General features: G+C 64.4%; 12 protein-coding genes. 4 read left to right on the top strand and 8 right to left on the bottom strand.

Features of this window, described 5'->3' with window-relative positions:
• The first annotated feature begins 27 nt into the window (after positions 1-27).
• From modA to modC, 3 genes are read left to right on the top strand one after another with little or no spacing between them, the layout of a single operon-like run.
• Complete coding sequence (gene modA, locus IFT98_RS13910) at positions 28-777, top strand: molybdate ABC transporter substrate-binding protein (protein ID WP_122797488.1); 750 nt, start codon at positions 28-30, stop codon at positions 775-777.
• On the top strand, positions 777-1,457 hold the full coding sequence (gene modB / locus IFT98_RS13905; protein WP_192049331.1) for a molybdate ABC transporter permease subunit: 681 nt from the start codon (positions 777-779) through the stop codon (positions 1,455-1,457). Before modA ends, modB begins: the two co-directional genes overlap by 1 nt.
• A gap of 4 nt (positions 1,458-1,461) precedes the next feature.
• The gene (gene modC / locus IFT98_RS13900; protein WP_192049329.1) at positions 1,462-2,541 is read left to right on the top strand and encodes a molybdenum ABC transporter ATP-binding protein; all 1,080 of its coding nucleotides are present in this window, start codon (positions 1,462-1,464) and stop codon (positions 2,539-2,541) included.
• A 534-nt stretch (positions 2,542-3,075) separates the two neighbouring features.
• Here the strand turns inward: modC and IFT98_RS13895 are convergent.
• The 8 genes from IFT98_RS13895 to IFT98_RS13860 all read right to left on the bottom strand — a co-directional run bounded on the left by IFT98_RS13895 (position 3,076) and on the right by IFT98_RS13860 (position 14,775).
• The gene (locus tag IFT98_RS13895) at positions 3,076-4,284 is read right to left on the bottom strand and encodes an EAL domain-containing protein (protein WP_192049327.1); all 1,209 of its coding nucleotides are present in this window, start codon (positions 4,282-4,284) and stop codon (positions 3,076-3,078) included.
• 88 nt (positions 4,285-4,372) lie between these two features.
• Positions 4,373-7,969: a transporter substrate-binding domain-containing protein gene (locus IFT98_RS13890; RefSeq protein WP_192049325.1), complete on the bottom strand. Its 3,597-nt coding sequence runs from the start codon at positions 7,967-7,969 to the stop codon at positions 4,373-4,375.
• Between the two features lie 20 nt (positions 7,970-7,989).
• Entirely contained in the window at positions 7,990-8,616 is a 627-nt protein-coding gene (locus IFT98_RS13885) for a response regulator transcription factor (protein ID WP_192049323.1), read from the bottom strand.
• Positions 8,617-8,986: 370 nt separating this feature from the next.
• Entirely contained in the window at positions 8,987-9,613 is a 627-nt protein-coding gene (locus tag IFT98_RS13880; protein WP_192049321.1) for a response regulator transcription factor, read from the bottom strand.
• Positions 9,614-9,730: 117 nt separating this feature from the next.
• A complete protein-coding gene (locus IFT98_RS13875) occupies positions 9,731-10,471 on the bottom strand; it encodes a molecular chaperone (RefSeq protein ID WP_192049319.1) in 741 nt (246 codons plus the stop codon).
• Positions 10,472-10,487: 16 nt separating this feature from the next.
• Complete coding sequence (locus tag IFT98_RS13870; RefSeq protein ID WP_192049317.1) at positions 10,488-11,666, bottom strand: hypothetical protein; 1,179 nt, start codon at positions 11,664-11,666, stop codon at positions 10,488-10,490.
• 5 nt (positions 11,667-11,671) lie between these two features.
• Complete coding sequence (locus IFT98_RS13865) at positions 11,672-14,194, bottom strand: TcfC E-set like domain-containing protein (RefSeq protein ID WP_244650956.1); 2,523 nt, start codon at positions 14,192-14,194, stop codon at positions 11,672-11,674.
• An 80-nt stretch (positions 14,195-14,274) separates the two neighbouring features.
• Positions 14,275-14,775, bottom strand: coding sequence for a CS1 type fimbrial major subunit (locus IFT98_RS13860; protein WP_192049316.1), 501 nt, complete (start codon positions 14,773-14,775; stop codon positions 14,275-14,277).
• 227 nt (positions 14,776-15,002) lie between these two features.
• Here IFT98_RS13860 and IFT98_RS13855 point away from each other — a divergent pair, with 227 nt between their 5' ends.
• The gene (locus tag IFT98_RS13855) at positions 15,003-16,040 is read left to right on the top strand and encodes a DNA topoisomerase IB (RefSeq protein WP_192049314.1); all 1,038 of its coding nucleotides are present in this window, start codon (positions 15,003-15,005) and stop codon (positions 16,038-16,040) included.
• Positions 16,041-16,048 lie beyond the last annotated feature (8 nt).

Raw genomic sequence — 16,048 nt, 5'->3', positions numbered from 1 at the left:
GTCTTTTTTTCCACAGAGCGCTGTCCAATGAAGTTCACCACCAGCCTGCTTGCCCTCGGCGCCGCAATGGCCCTCAACAGTGCATACGCCGATGAGGTACAGGTGGCTGTTGCCGCCAACTTCACCGCGCCCATACAGGCCATCGCCAAGGCGTTCGAGGCCGACACCGGGCACAAGCTCGTCGCCGCCTATGGCTCGACCGGTCAGTTCTATACCCAGATCAAGAACGGCGCGCCGTTCGAAGTGTTCCTGGCCGCCGACGACAGCACGCCGGCCAAACTGGAAAGCGAGCAGGAAACCGTTCCCGGCTCACGCTTCACCTACGCCACGGGCACCCTGGCGCTGTGGTCGGCCAAGCCTGGCTACGTCGACGCCGAAGGCGCCGTGCTCAAAGGCAACAGCTATCAGCACCTGTCCATCGCCAACCCCAAGGCGGCACCCTACGGGTTGGCAGCGACCCAGGTGCTGGCGAAGATGAACCTCACCCAGGCCACCCAGCCCAAACTGGTCGAAGGTCAGAACATCACCCAGGCTTTCCAGTTCGTCTCCACCGGCAATGCCGAATTGGGTTTCGTCGCACTGTCGCAGATTTTCAAGGATGGCAAAGTCGAACAAGGCTCGGCCTGGATCGTGCCGGCGGCCTTGCATGATCCGATCAAGCAGGATGCGGTGATTCTCAACAAGGGCCGTGACAGCGACGCCGCCAAGGCGCTGATGCAATACCTGAAAGGCCCGGCCGCCGCCGCCATCATCAAGTCGTACGGCTACCAGATCTGATGCCGCTGGACGCCAGCGACCTGAGCGCGATCTGGCTGACGGCCAAGCTGGCCAGCCTGACCACGGTGATTCTGCTGCTGATCGGCACGCCCATCGCATGGTGGCTGGCGCGTACCGCGTCGCCTTGGAGGGGCGCCGTGGGCGCGGTGGTTGCCCTGCCCCTGGTGTTGCCGCCGACGGTCATCGGTTTCTACCTGTTGCTGGTGCTGGGCCCCCACGGCTTCATCGGCCAGGCAACGCAAGCGCTGGGTCTGGGCTCGGTGGTGTTCAGCTTCACCGGGCTGGTGATCGGTTCGGTGATCTACTCCATGCCTTTCGTGGTCCAGCCGTTGCAGAACGCTTTCAAGGCCATCGGCGAGCGCCCGCTGGAAGTGGCGGCGACCTTGCGCGCCAGCCCTTGGGACTGCTTCTTCAGCGTGGTGCTACCGCAGGCCAAGCCGGGTTTCGTCACCGCCAGCATTCTGGGCTTTGCCCATACCGTGGGTGAATTCGGCGTGGTACTGATGATTGGCGGCAACATACCGGACAAGACGCGGGTGGTGTCGGTGCAGATCTTCGATCATGTCGAAGCCATGGAATACGCCCAGGCGCACTGGCTCGCCGGGGCCATGCTGGTGTTTTCCTTCGCCGTGCTGCTGTTGTTGCACCGCGGCCGCCAGCCGCGTTCGTCGTGGAGTTGATGGAATGATCCGTGCCCGTATCAATATGACGTATGGGGCGTTCTCGCTGGACGTCGACCTGCAACTGCCCGGACGCGGGGTCAGCGCGCTGTTCGGCGATTCCGGATCGGGCAAGACCACCTGCCTGCGCTGCCTGGCCGGATTGGCGAAGGCGCCCAATGCCTGCATCGAAGTCAATGGCGAGGTCTGGCAGGACAGCGCCAAGGGTATCTTTCTCGCGCCCCACAAGCGGGCGCTCGGCTATGTGTTCCAGGAGGCCAGCCTGTTCGAGCACCTCTCGGTGCGTGGAAATCTTGAGTACGGCTGGCGGCGGATCAAACCCGGCCAACGCAAGGTCGCGCTCGATCAGGCGTGCAACCTGCTGGGCATCGAGCATTTGCTGGAACGCCAGCCGGCTAACCTGTCCGGCGGCGAACGGCAGCGCGTCGGCATCGCACGCGCGCTGCTGACCAGCCCTGGGCTGCTGCTGATGGACGAGCCGCTGGCGGCGCTCGACAGCCGCCGCAAGGCCGAGATCCTGCCCTATCTGGAACGGTTGCATGACGAGCTGGACATTCCCGTGGTGTATGTCAGCCATGCCCAGGACGAGGTCGCGCGGCTGGCCGACCATCTGGTGGTGCTGCGGCACGGCCGCGTGCTGGGCAGCGGGCCGCTGGGGCCGACGCTGGAGCGCCTCGATCTGCCCATGGCGCGCGAAGCCGACGCGGGTGTGGTGGTGCAGGCCAGGGTCCGGGACTACGATCCGATCTATCAACTGCTGTCCCTGCAATTGCCGGGCGTCGTCGAACCTCTGCGCGTCGCCCATGCCCCTCGGGCAGCCGGCGACCGCTTGCGGATCAAGATACAGGCCCGCGATGTCAGCCTCAGCTTGAGCCCGGACGACGCCAGCAGCATTCTCAATCGTTTCGCCGTCACCGTCGAGCAGGTGTCGGCAGCGCACAATCCGGCCCATGTGCAGCTCAGTCTGCGCGCCGGCGAGACATTGATCCTGGCACGAATCACCCGCTATTCCGCGGACCAGTTGGGCGTAGCGGCCGGTTTGCGAGCCTGGGCGCAGATCAAGGCCGTGGCGGTATTGGCCTGAACACCGCAGCGCCCCCGGACGCGGCTTGCGCCGCTGCTACAGACCGCGATCCCCTGTAGCAGCGGCGCGAGCCGCGTCATCGGCGCATGCCATCCACCTGACACTCCGCAGCGCACGCGGACGCGGCTTGCGCCGCTGCTACAGAACGCGATCCCCTGTAGTAGCGGCGCGAGCCGCGTCATCGGCGCATGCTATCCACCTGACACTCCGCAGCGCCCCCGGACGCGGCTTGCGCCGCTGCTACAGACCGCGATCCCCTGTAGCAGCGGCGCGAGCCGCGTCATCGGCGCATGCCGGCCACCTGACACCCCGCAGCGCCCCCGGACGCGGCTTGCGCCGCGGCTACAGACCGCGATCCCCTGTAGCAGCGGCACGAGCCGCGTCATCGGCGCACCCAATCCGCCTGATACTCCGCAGCGCCCCCGGACGCGGCTTGGACCGCTGCTACAGACCGCGATCCCCTGTAGCAGCGGCGCGAGCCGCGTCATCGGCGCGTGCAATCCACCTGACACCCCGCAGCGCCCCCGGACGCGGCTACTCACGGCGGATCGGTTGCAGCGTTTTCGGTTGCTGGAGGCGTTCGCGCAGCGCGTCGGCGCTCAGCGGCCTGGCGAAGTAGTCGCCTTGTCCGCGCAGGCAACCCAGATCGAACAACAGCAGGTGATGCACCGCGCTCTGCACCCCGGTCACCGTCAGTTCGATGCCCAGGGTGCGCGCGGCCACCGACATGTGCTGAACCACCGCCAGATGCCGCGACTGGTGCGGGGCTTCGAGCAGGAAGGGTGAAGCCAAACGCAGCTGGTTGATCGGCCATTGACACAGGCGCTGCAGCGAGGCACCGCCGAAACCGAACCCCTGCATGCCCAGATCACAGCCCATCAACCGAACGCGTAGCAGGGTTTCCAGGTATTGAGCCTTGGGCCGGGCCAGACCGACATGGCTGAGTTCCAGTGCCACGCGGTGCTTGCCGGTCAGATGCCCACGCAATATGCCCAGCAACTCGTTCATCAACGGTGGGTGACCGAGTTGCTCGAGCCTCACCCCCAGGCTCAAGCCCACCGGCAACCCTTCTCGCGCAAGCCGCTGCTGAACTTCGACCGCCTGCTGGGCCATGTACAGCAGCAACGCATTGCCCAGCCCGGCCCGCTCCACTGCTGCGCAGAACTGCGGCATAGCCAGCGGGCCATGCCGTGGATGCTGCCAGCTCAACTGCGCATCGACGCTGCGGATGCGCCCGTCGGCCACCGTGCAGCGTGGTAGAAAGCAGACCTCGAACTGACCGGCAGCGATTCCCGCCTGCACCTCGACGCGTCCGATACGCGCCTTCGCAAGTGTCGGCACGAGCGCGTCACGGGGCTTGTTCAACGCCTCGAAGAATCGTTGCAAGCGGTCGAAATCCAACGGGCTGCCTGCGTCCACGAGGTATTCCAGGCCCAGCATCGACACCCACTGGTACAGCCCTGTGCGCACTTCCGGCTCTATCCCGCCGCCGATCAGCACGGCGCGCACCCGCTTGCGAGTGACCGCTTCCTCGATGATGCGCAACGCCCCCACGCCCAGCACGTCGACATTGCACACCAGCACATCAATGGGTTGGTGCTCGCGCAGCAACTGCACAGCCTGCTCGCTGGTCTGCGCCTGATACACGCACGAGCAACCCAACTGGCTGAGCATCTGCACCGCGATCGCACGCTGGAACCCATGACTTTCGACGAGTAACACCGTTGGTTTGATGTCTGACACGATCACTTCCCCTGTTTCTTGATGCCTATGTTCAACTCCGTGCAATGCCCGGGATGCAGGCAATTTCCTAACAAACATGGGAAAATTCCTACGGCTTGCCGGATCTATCGTGCCGTGCCAGGTACTCGTCAAGGCCAACCATGGCAGCGGCCAGATCGTCGACGCCACGCCGCATCCGTTCGGCCGACGGGCTTGCCGTGCAGGCCTGCTCCAGTGCTTCGCAGGCGGCCAGCAGGCGCCGCGCACGAACGATCCGGGCCCCGCCCTTGATCCGGTGCACCAGGTCGGCGACCTCGCCGGTCAGGTAGGGCTGAGACAGCGAATGCAGACGCTCGAGGTCATGCAGGTTGCTGTCCGCCAGATCATCGAGCAGGCGCTGCATCAGGCTCGCGTCGCCGCCGGTAAGCTGATCGAGACTGCCCAGATCGACGTCGTCCTGAGTCGCGAGTCCACAGCGGGCGCGATGCGGATCCAGATGCAGCGACAGGGTTTCCAGACTCAATGGCTTGAACAGACAGTCATCCATGCCTTGCTGCAGGCACCGGCGGCGCTCGCTGATCTGGGCATTCGCCGTACAGCCGAGGAACAGGCACGGCTCCCGATGCTTGCGCCGCTCGTGCTCGCGCACGGCCTTGACCAACTGATAACCATTGATGCCAGGCATGTTGCAGTCACTGATGACCACGTCGTAGGCGCCGCGCAGCCAGGCGCGCAGCCCGGCGGCACCGTGCTCGGCGACCGTTACGCGGTGGCCGAGGAACGTCAGTTGGCGCTCCAGCAGCACGCGATTGGCCGGGTAGTCGTCGACCACCAGCACCTGCAGCGCCGGCAGGTCGCTGCGCACAGGCTCGCGAGCGGCTTTCTGCGGTGCATTCGCGCCAGGCACGGCGTCGAACTGCACCTGCACCCGAGTGCCGCATCCCAGCACGCTGTGCAGTTCCAGCCTGCCACCCATCAGGTCGGCAAGGCTGCGGCAGATACTCAAGCCAAGGCCGGCACCCACGCGGCTGCCGCGCCCCCCGGCCGCCTGTCGATAAGGCGCGCCCAGGCGCACCAGGTCGGCCTGGGCAATGCCCTGCCCGCTGTCCTCGACACTGAGTTCGACCCGCGCGCCCCGCGCTTGCGGCCAGACTCCGAGCACCACCGAGACCTGGCCCTCGCGGGTGAACTTGATGGCATTGCTCAGCAGGTTGGCAATGATCTGCTTGAAGCGCACCGGGTCGACGCTGAGCCAGGTGTCCGGCGCGCCCAGCACCTCCAGCTTGAGCCGCAGGTATTTCTCCCGCGCCTGGGCCTGGAACAGCCCGACGGTTTCACCTGCCAGTTGCCCCAGCTGGCACGGCGCCGGCAGCAGCTCCAGGCGACCGGCCTCGATGCGCGTGACATCGAGGATATCGCCGATCAGTGCCAGCAGACCGTTGGCCGCCTGCGAAGCCACCTCCAGCGCAGGCTTGTCGAGCATGCCTTGCTCGGCTTTCTTCAGCGCCAGCTCGAGCATGCCCAGCACGGCGTTCATCGGCGTACGGATTTCATGACTCATGGTCGCCAGAAAGGTGGTCTTGGCCTGATTGGCCGCTTCGGCCTGCGCCTGTGCGTCACGGTATGCCTGGCAAAGACGCTGACGCTCGGTGATGTCGACCCAGCCGGCGATCAGGCCCTGGATCTGTCCGTCGTCGCCACGGTAAGGCAGCATCCAGTGGTGAATGGTCAGCACCTCGCCCGACGGCAAGGTGAGCGTACGGTCCTCGACCACCGGCTCGCCGTGCTCCATGGCCTGCAGATAGGTGTCCTGGGCCATCCGGGCGTGCTGTTCCACGAGCAGGCCATAGCCGGTTAGCGGCTTGTTCAGGATGGCCTCCCGTGTGACACCCAGGGCTTGCAGGTAGCTGGTGTTGCAGTTGATCAGGCGTGCCTGGCGATCACGGATGTAGATCGGATGGGGTGTACCGTCGATCATTACCCGCATGAACTCCAGCTGTGTGGTCAGAGCACGCTCGGCGTCGACCCGCTGGCGGACCAGACGCTTGAGATAGCTGACCCAACCCAGTGCCAGCAGCAGCAAGAGGGAAGCCGCCGCGAACCCTTGCATGATGGCCGAGCGGTAGCGCTGCCAAAGACCGTCGGCAACGATCATTTCAGTGCGCCAATGGCGCGTCAGCTCGCTCATGTGCGGCGGCGGAATGTCCTGCAGGGCGCTGTCGAGGATCGACTGCAGCACCTGGGCACGGGGCGAGACGGCGAACGCGAAATGTACCGGGGCCAGCGGCAGCGCTGCGCTGACGCGCAGCCGACCACGGTACTGTCGCGCGATCATGTAACGTGCAGCGATCAACGGCAGCACCGCCGCGTCGGCCTGACCGCGGTCGAGCATGGCCAGGGCCTGGGCGGAGCTTGCCGCGTGCAACCGGTTGATCGAGGGGTACTGTTCCTGCAGCCACGCCTGCAGCCGGCTGCCCTCGACCAGCACCACCCGCTTGCCCGTCGACTGTTCCAGCGAGACCGGCTCGCGCCCGCCCTCGCGCGTGACCAGTACCGCTGAACTGCTCAGGTAGCCACGGCTGAAGGCCAGGCGGGTCTGGCGCTCCGGGCTCGGGATCATCGCGGCGATCAGATCGGCCTCGCCGCGCTCGATCATTTCGCTCATGCGCGTGAGCGAGGTGCTCTCGATCACCTCGATGGCGAGCCCGGTGCGCCGAGCGATCTGTTGCAGCACATCGGCGGCCACACCGGCGAAGCGGCCCTGATCGTCACGGTAGCTGACCGGCACGAAGCGCGGATCCATCAGCACCCGCAGGTCGGTGCGCCCGGCCAGCCATTGACGCTGTATGGCCGTCAACGGCAGTGCAGCGGGTACTGCCACGTCCGGACGCTCGACGCTCCAGCGCCGTGCGATGGCCGCGCGGGCCTCATCGGGCACCACCGCCAGGGCCTTGTCGAGCAGCCGTAGCAGACGCGCATCGCGCACGTTCACGGCGAAGCCGAATGCATTGCCCTCGATGCCCTCGGCCGATTGCAGGCGCAGGCCGGGCAACTGGCTGCCGTCGGCCTGATGGAACACCGCCAGCGCCCCGCCGACGAACAGATCGGCCTGGTGATAGGCCACCGCTGCCATCGCGTTCGAGGGTGTCGGATGCAACTGCAGCTGAGCCTCGGGGAAGCGCTCGCGGACCTCGCTGGCCGCGACGTGATCGCGCACCAGGGCAATACGCATCGGTGGATCTGCGTCGAGCGACTGGCCGGGACGCATCGCCAGTACGGGCTGATCCTGTATGTAGGGGGCGGAAAGCAGCAGCCCGTGGCGCAATGCCTCACGGCGACTGGTAGTGCCCAGCACCTGAACCTCGCCCGCCTTGAGCGCGGCAACCGCAAGCTCGCGGGAAGGATAGGCCTGCATCTCGACATCCAGTTCGAGCAGCCGAGCCAGCAGGGCCAGGTAGTCGGCGCTGATCCCTTCATAGCTGCCGCCGTTGGCGGAAAGGTCGAACGGCCCGTAGTCCGGGCGGCTCACGGCGACACGCAATACGCGCCTTGCGCGCAGCCACTGTCGGTCGCGGTCGGCCAGCTGCATGTGCAACCGCTCGAACCAGGCGGGTTCGGGCTGCGACCTGCCGTGCAAGGGCAGCACCTGGGCATGGGCCAGCGCCGTCCCGGCCAGCCACACGAGCACCCAGCGAACGCTGCGCACGACCCTCCCTGTCAGGCTCTTCACACCAGAAAGTTACGCTTGGCGAGCTCGGCGAGCTCCACCAGCGAGCTCATCTGCAGCTTGTCCATCAGCCGGAACTTGTAGGTGCTGACGGTCTTGTTGCTCAGCAGCATCAATTCGCCGATGGCCTTGTTGCTGAGTCCGCGAGCCAGATGCTGGAGGATGGTCAGCTCGCGATTGGTCAGGCGTGCGATGCACTCCGTTTCGCTGCCCAGGCCATCACTGCTGCGCACCGAGCTGAACGCCACTACCGGAAAATAGGTAAACCCTGAGCCTATTGCCGTCACCGCCTTGCGCAGTTCGTTGAGGTCGTCACGCTTGGAGACATAGCCCATGGCGCCCAGCTTCATGCAGCGCAGGGAAAAATGCTCGGCGGCCTGGGACGTGAGGATCACGATCCGGCTGTGGGTCCCCAGTTCTTTGATCCTCGCAATGGCCTCCATGCCGTCCAGTCCAGGCAGGGAGATGTCCAGGACGATCAGGTCTGGCTTGTGGGTCTTTGCCATCAAGACTCCATCGACGCCATCCTGTGCCTCGGCCACCACGCTGAACCGTTCCTGTTTGAGCAACAGCTTGACGCTGGAACGGATGAACGGGTGATCGTCGATTATCAGTGCTGTACGCATGTCTTTCTCCTGAGTGCGCGAGCGCCGGACGGCGCCTGCAGGCCCGGCACGGGCTTCCTTTGCAGCGTTCTGCATCGACTCTGTTGGTTTTGGATCAGGGGACAGCTGTCAAGCGCAGACGAGGCCATCTAACGTAGGAGTATTCGGTGAATTCCGTCCGGCGTCGGTCGCCGCATTCCGAGTTCGCTATGGGAAGATTCCTGAACCCTTGAATGAAACTTTCCCTTGCTTTGTAGGATGCAGATGCTCACGAAGCCTCCGTAGGCCGGCGGCGGCAGTATCGCCGTACCGAACCGACATGGAAGCCGGACAATTCCCAAGCTTTAGGCGAAATATCCTACCGACGCGCTGCGAACGTCAGCGTTTGTCCTCAGATCAAGGCGTGGCGCCTGGCCAGGTCCGTCATTTCCATCAACGAGCTGATCCGCAGCTTGCGCATCATGCGCATCTTGTAGGTGCTGACGGTCTTGTGGCTGAGCAACATCGCACGCGCAATGTCCTGATTGCACAGGCCCCTGGCGAGGTTGACCAGCACCAGGATTTCTCGTTCTGTGAGGATGGCAATGCGTGCGGCTTCGGTGATGTCACTGTCGCTGCGGCCCGCCGACACGTCAGTGCAGTCCGGGAAATAGGTGTATCCGCACTGCACGGCACTGATCGCCTTGCGCAGCTGGTCGAGTGCATCGGACTTGGACACGAAGGCAGCCGCACCGGCCTTCATGCTGCGCATCGAGTAATAGCTGGAGGGCATGGAGGTGAGCACGATGATCTTGCCGGACGAAGCCGACGCCTTCATGCGCCTGAGCACATCGAAACCGTCGAGGCCGGGCATCGACAGGTCGAGAACGACCAGGTCGGGCTGCTCGCTGCGATGCAGCAGCACCGCTTCGGTGCTGGTGGCGCTTTCGATCACGTCGTATTGGAGCTCATGGGCCAGCAGCGTCCTGACACTGGCGCGAAGAAACGGATGGTCGTCCACGATCAACGCCTTGAGCATGATTCACCTCCTTGGTCTGAACGAAGGTTATATAGCGCACCGGCCAACGGCGCATACTCAACCTTTTCCGCTATGGATGTAGGCGAGTTCACCCAGGCGAGTAGGACATTTCTGATGCTATGAGCGCTGCCCTTCACTGATCACTTTGCGCCGCGCCTGACCCTCTATCAGCTCGAAGCTGTAGGTGCGCCCCGGTTTTTTTTCGAAGCGCCTTTCCAGGCCTGGCAGTACATGATGCACCGTGGCGGTTGCACAGCTTTTGCCACTGCGGTCGCAGTCGTTGTAATGATCCATCACGACCGTGGCGTTACCGTCGTTGCGCACGGTGATGTTGTCGGACGTTTCGCCGACGTGGGTGGCATAGCGGGTGTTCTGGGGCTGGACGAAGAGCAACGCGCCGTAGCCGGAGAGCACCTGCACACCGGCCCGCAGAGATTCGCGATAGTGCTCGGCTTCCTGCTCGGTAATAGCAAATTCGTCGTTGCTGCTGGGCATGACCGGCATGAAGCGCACGCGGAAGTAGCGTTCCTTGCTGCGATCACCGCGGTACAGCAGGCGTACGTTCTGCATGCCTTTGGCGGGCACGATCAGACGGGCGGGACTGGCGATGAGCGGGCGATCCGCCACCGGCAGGCCGTCCAGTGCACGCTCCAGCGCAGGCTGGCCGGGACGGTGAATTTCTCCGACCACCTCGACTTTGACGAATGCCGTGGCGTCACCGCTATTGCGCAGGCGTTTGACGAAGGTACTGCGAGGGCCTTCGAGGTAATCGTAGAAAGCGCCGATATTGAGCGCGGGCCCAGCCTGTGTGGTGTTGCTGGCCAGCATCAGGGCAATTGCGCCCAGGGTCTTGAACATGGGATGAGGCTCCTGTCTACAGCTGGGCATCGAACACGATTCGAACCCAGCCTTCGTAGCGCGCACCGGCGCGCTGCATCATTTGCGAGACGTAGGGCTGCACCACCTGGTAGTGCAACATGCCGGGGCGGTTGAGCACCGGGAGGTGACTGTCGAATGTCAGTGCGTTGGCCGAGTCCACGGGCAGAGGTATTCGCAGCGCGGGGGTGCCCGCCTGTTCAGCGCCGCTGGGCAGGGACAGAGCGACCTCGACCGGCACCTGATGGCCGTCACCTGGATTGCGGATCGCGCAGTGGCCGCCGTCGGGAAACTCGCACTGGGTGTGCACCTTGAACGGCCCGGCGGACCAGAGCCGCAACGGATGATCGCGATACAGGCGCGGTGGCGGGTATGAACGATTGGCCCAATCCAGCCAGCCGCCCTGCGGCTCAAGCACGGCGAGTTCGGAACCCGGCGGCGTTTCCACGATAAAGGGGTGCTGCACGTCCAGTTGGAACTTGAGCGTGAGCGTGTCGTCGTTGAGCTCGCTGACTTGATTGCCCAGATCGATCTGCCCGCCACTGCCCACCGTGAACATCACCTCGCCGGTATAGCGCCCGTTCTTCATTCTCCAGGGCGAGGGCGTGTCCAGTGTGTACAGCACGCCGAACTGGCTGACCTGGCTGCTGCGCAGGTCGCCCGCGCTGCCCTGGTGACTGCTCGAATGGCAAGGCGCCCCGCTGGCCGGGTTGCGCAGCCACCACAGTACACTTGCGTAGGTGACACCCGTCCTGGCGGCCGACTGGGTGCAGGCCCTGCTGTGCGGTGTGGTGTTGGGCGGACCGTCTGGCAGGGTATCGGTGCGGTGGGTGACGTAGGTGATCCTGAACACCACGTTGTGGGTGTCACCCGCTTGGTTGCGGACCTGCACGGTCACGGGGGACGGCATGCCCACGTAGAACTGGTCACGCGGGTCCGCGGCAGAGTGTTCGGTGCCCTTGCGGTAGCTGATGGGCAGATCGGCCGAGCCCATGCCTTTCATGTTGCAGAACATCGCGAAATCCGCGCAGATGGAGAGATTGGCGGTGGTGTGCACGAAGCCCTGCGAGGTGGGCGTGAATTCAGCCGAAAGCACCACATCGGCAGCCACTGCAGGGCCGGCCATGGCCACCGCGATCAACGTCGACAGTGGACGTTTCCATCCTTTTCCAGCCATGTCGCTCATCCGGCCTCCCCTATCGGTTCGTTCGCCTGAACGGCGGCCACGCCGTCTTCGGCACATGAAAGATCGCCGAACAGCATGACGTCCTGCTCGCGCGTGCCGGCCTGGGTGTCCAGGGTGAGCAGACAGCGTTGAATGCCGCCCTGACGGACCTCCAGGGTGGGGTTGCTTTCGCTCATTTCCAGGGCAAAGAAACCATCGGCTTCGGTCACGCTGCGGCTGGCGTGATTTATCACCTGCGCGCCCTTGAGGGCCAGGCCATGGCGGTCGATGACCCGACCCAGTACGGTGACGGTGCGCACGACCTTGAGCTGGCGGTATTGCACCGAACCTCGATTGAGGTGGTAATCCAGGGTGGCCGGCTGGATGCTGGCCGCCAGATGCTCCTGCTTCTCGAAACCCAGCTGCACCTGGCCGGCGCGATAGGCGCCTACAGGCAGCACATTGCGTCCCGGGCGCAGCAGCACGGCGTTGCCAAGTTCATCATCGGCACGCAGTTGCAGCGCTGGAATGTCGGAATCCAGATCGACGATCAGGCTGGCATCATGGGGCATGCCCTGGCCGCTGAAGGCCATATGGCCACCCCCCCACGCAAGTGTGCTTTCCAGGTTCAGGCCGGCGGACAGCTCGCCGTTGTAGGATGAGCTCAGCGCGAAAGCGTCACCGTACAGGGCCCGATTCTGGAAGCCTGCATTGACGCCCAGGCCGGAGCCGTAGCGGTCGGCGTTGAGGGTACCGCCCAGCGTGCGCAAAGTGCCCTGCCCCATGTCCTGCTGATAGCTGAGCGAAGCGTTCCGGTCACGCTGGCCGTCGCGCCCCGTGCGGCTGCCCAGGCTGGCGGACAGTCGCTTGCCAGGTCCTCCCAGCGCCATGCCAAGGCTCAGGCTGATGCCTCGATTGCGCCGCTCATCGGTGCTTCGGGTACCGGGACGGTCGAATGCCGAAACCCGCCAGTTCACGGCCGTCCCCATGAGCTGACCGTAACGAGCCCAGCCCAGGTCCAGCGCGTTGCCCGCAGCAACGCCCTCGGTTCGGCTGAACCGGGCGGTGACGGAGCTGTTCTGCGTGAGTCGATGGCTCACCGACAACGAGGCTTGCGTGGTCAGCCTGCTGGGCTCGCGGCGCTCAACCGCGTCGCGGGGGCCGCGCTCGCGCTGCGGATACAGCCAGGCCCGATTGTGATTGAGCACGACATTGCCCGACGCGTGACTCCATACGCCCTGCAGGTCGTAGCCGTTGCCGCGCTCGTTGGTGTGATGGAGATTGCCATACAGCTTGAGCCGGTCGAAGGCATCCCAGTCCAGGGACGTGGCATATTGCATCTGCTCGTCGACACGCTGGGCGGACAGCCCGACGATGGCACGTGGGTGCAGCAGATAGTTGCTCATGACCCCGCCCGCCAGCGCGCTTGTGCGGTCATCTTCCCAGTTGCTCAGCAGGGTCGTTTGCTGGCCCACATAGGCGTTGTAGCGCCAACGCTGTTCGGGGTTGCGCCAGGCGCTGGGCTTGTAGACGAATTCGTTGCTGCGGGACGTCACCTGGCCATCCTCGAGCAGGCGTACTTCCACCTCGTAGATGCCGCCGGGCAACACGCGCGTGTCCAGCGTCTGCAGGCCAGGCTGTACCGCCTGGCTGTTGATCAACTGGCCGTTGCGGTAGATTTCCACCGTACCGGGCCGGCTGGGCGTTACATAAATGGGCGTGGTACTGGTAGCCCCGGTGTCGATAAACAGGGTGTCGCTGCTGCCGAGCATGACGCCCAGGGCAGTTTGCGCAGCGCTGCCCAGCAACCTGGGTTGACGGATGAGGCCTTGGGCGACCGGGTCGAAATAGCCCAGACGCAGAAATCGGTCACGCTCGATGCGTTCTGCATACAGCTGGTCCACGCGGTGGCGCAGGCCATGAAGACCGGTCTTGTCCATCTGCACGTTGGTCTGAGTGTTCCACTCGCCCACACTGCCGACCCCCTGCACCGCGTACCGGCCCACCGTCTCGGAGCCGGTCTGGCTGAGGTTGAGCTGGTTGCGCAGGATCAGACCGTGGGCGGCCTGCTCGGGCAAGGCGTGGTAGCGCTGCGCGTCGTCAGCCTGTTCGACGGCACGGGTCAGCAACGAAACCTGCGAGTTGACCAGGCTGTAATGCACGGCCACCAGACCCTCCGTACACGCTGCCGTGCAATTGCCCAGGTTCACACCCTCGCTCAGCCGTTGTGCCCAGCGCTGGCGCACTGCCGGCGTCTCCCGGCTCTCGCTGGTGTCGGTGTATTCGAGCCACTGCAGCGTTTCGTCACGTCCCAGCACCACCAATGCCTCGCCCAGCAAACGGCCGTCCAGATCGACCCGCACTGCCAGGGGCACGTCGAAAAAGTGTTCGACGAAATCCTCCGGCAGGCCTTGCGCCTGGCTGAGGATGGCCATGACGGGAGGTGTGTTCGCGGCGTGCGTCGACACAGGTCCGAGCAGAACGCAGCCCACGCCTAGCGCCAGGCCGATGGCGTTGGCCAGTGAAGGAGTCTTGAACATGCAGGTCTATTCATTGACGCGCGGCCCGAACCAGGCCAGGTGCAGGATCGGGAGCGCGTGGGTGAAGGGGCTTGTCCTGATCAGCGAGCGACGATTGGACCGGGCTCGAACATCATGTTCACCTCGCCCTGGTAGTTGCCTGGTTTGGGCGCGGTGCCTGCCACCAGCGCCGAGGCGATCTGAAAGTCCACCACAGCGCCGTTGCCGGCCTGAGCATCGGCCTGATTGACCACCAACTGCGCGGTGGTGTGATTGAGGTCCTTGCCGCCCACCGACACGGTGAGCGGAATCTGATCCGCGCCGCTGACGATCACCGCCGGGCGCATCAGCTTGGCGCTGATACCACCGGCGGCGGTGTTCTTGGCTTGCAGCTGTTTGCGGATCGGGGCAAAGGTCTTGGTGAACGAGTTGTAGGCCATGTCCTGCGGGTCGTTCATCCAGTTACCGCCGATGGGCTCGACGAAGAAGGCGGCGGTCGGCACCGTCGCGGTCACTGTGACCTGCTTTTCGATCAAATCGGCAGCCCAGACCGGGCTGGCCAGACAACAGGCCAATGGGAACGCGGCGTAGATTGTTTTCATCGGTACTTCTCCAGCTTGGACAGTCGGACGGTGGATCGGATTGGACGCTCAGGGATGACTGAGGACGTTCAACGCGATGGGCCGTATTGTCCTGAAACCCTGCAGGCTTGGCTGTCGGACCGGTCTGACCTGAAGCGCGATCAGTCTGACCGATCGAGCGATCGGTCAGACTGCACGGTAGAGAATTCCCACGGTCTACAAGGCTATGCACCTCACCGAGCCAAACCATGCCTGACATCGAAGATGACCTTCAGACTGTTGTACTGCCGCCTGACCTGCATTATGTGGACGACAACCAGCCGGGGTTGCGCCGCAAGACCCTGCGCGGCAAATTTGCCTACTTCGACAGCCGTGGCGAGCGCATTCGCGACGAGGCTGAAATCAAGCGCATCAATGCCCTGGTGATTCCACCGGCCTACACCGACGTGTGGATCTGCGCCGACCCGCAGGGCCACTTGCAGGCGACCGGCCGTGATGCCCGTGGCCGCAAGCAGTACCGCTATCACCCACGCTGGCGCGAAGTGCGCGACGAAGACAAGTATTCGCGCATGATCGAGTTCGGCAAGATGCTGCCCAAGGTGCGCCGACAGCTGGAAGCCCATCTCGCCGCGCCGGGCCTGGATCGCAACAAGGTGATGGCCGCGGTGGTCTCGCTGCTCGACAACACATTGATTCGAGTGGGCAACAGCCAGTACGCCCGGGACAACAAGTCCTATGGGCTGACCACGCTGCGCAACAAGCATGTGGAGGTCAAGGGGCATACCATCGCGTTCCAGTTTCGCGGCAAAAGTGGTGTCGAACACGCGGTGACGGTCAAGGACCGTCGCCTGGCCACCATCGTCAAGCGCTGCATGGAGCTGCCTGGACAGAACCTGTTCCAGTACCTGGACGAGAACGGTGAACGCCACAGCGTCAGCTCCCATGACGTGAACGCCTACCTGCACCAGATCACCGGCGCCCATTTCACGGCCAAGGACTACCGCACCTGGGCCGGCAGCGCGCTGGCGCTGGCCATGCTGCGCGAGCTGCACTGGCAGCCCGAACCCGATGCCAAGCAGCACATCGTCGACATGGTCAAGGCAGTGGCCAGGCAGCTGGGCAACACCCCCACGGTGTGCCGCAAGTGCTACATCCACCCCAAGGTGCTGGAGCATTTCGTCATGGGCGAGCTGGCCAAGTTGCCCAAACCGCGTCAGCGCAAGGGGCTGCGCCTGGAAGAAGTGGCACTGGCGACGTTTCTGGAACGACTGGTAGCTGTGGCCTGAGCGACTGC

Origin of the sequence: Pseudomonas sp. CFBP 8770 (genome assembly GCF_014841705.1) — a bacterium.
Lineage (GTDB): Bacteria > Pseudomonadota > Gammaproteobacteria > Pseudomonadales > Pseudomonadaceae > Aquipseudomonas.
Note: the sequence above shows the minus strand (reverse complement) of the source record. Positions and strands in the feature narration are given on the sequence as shown.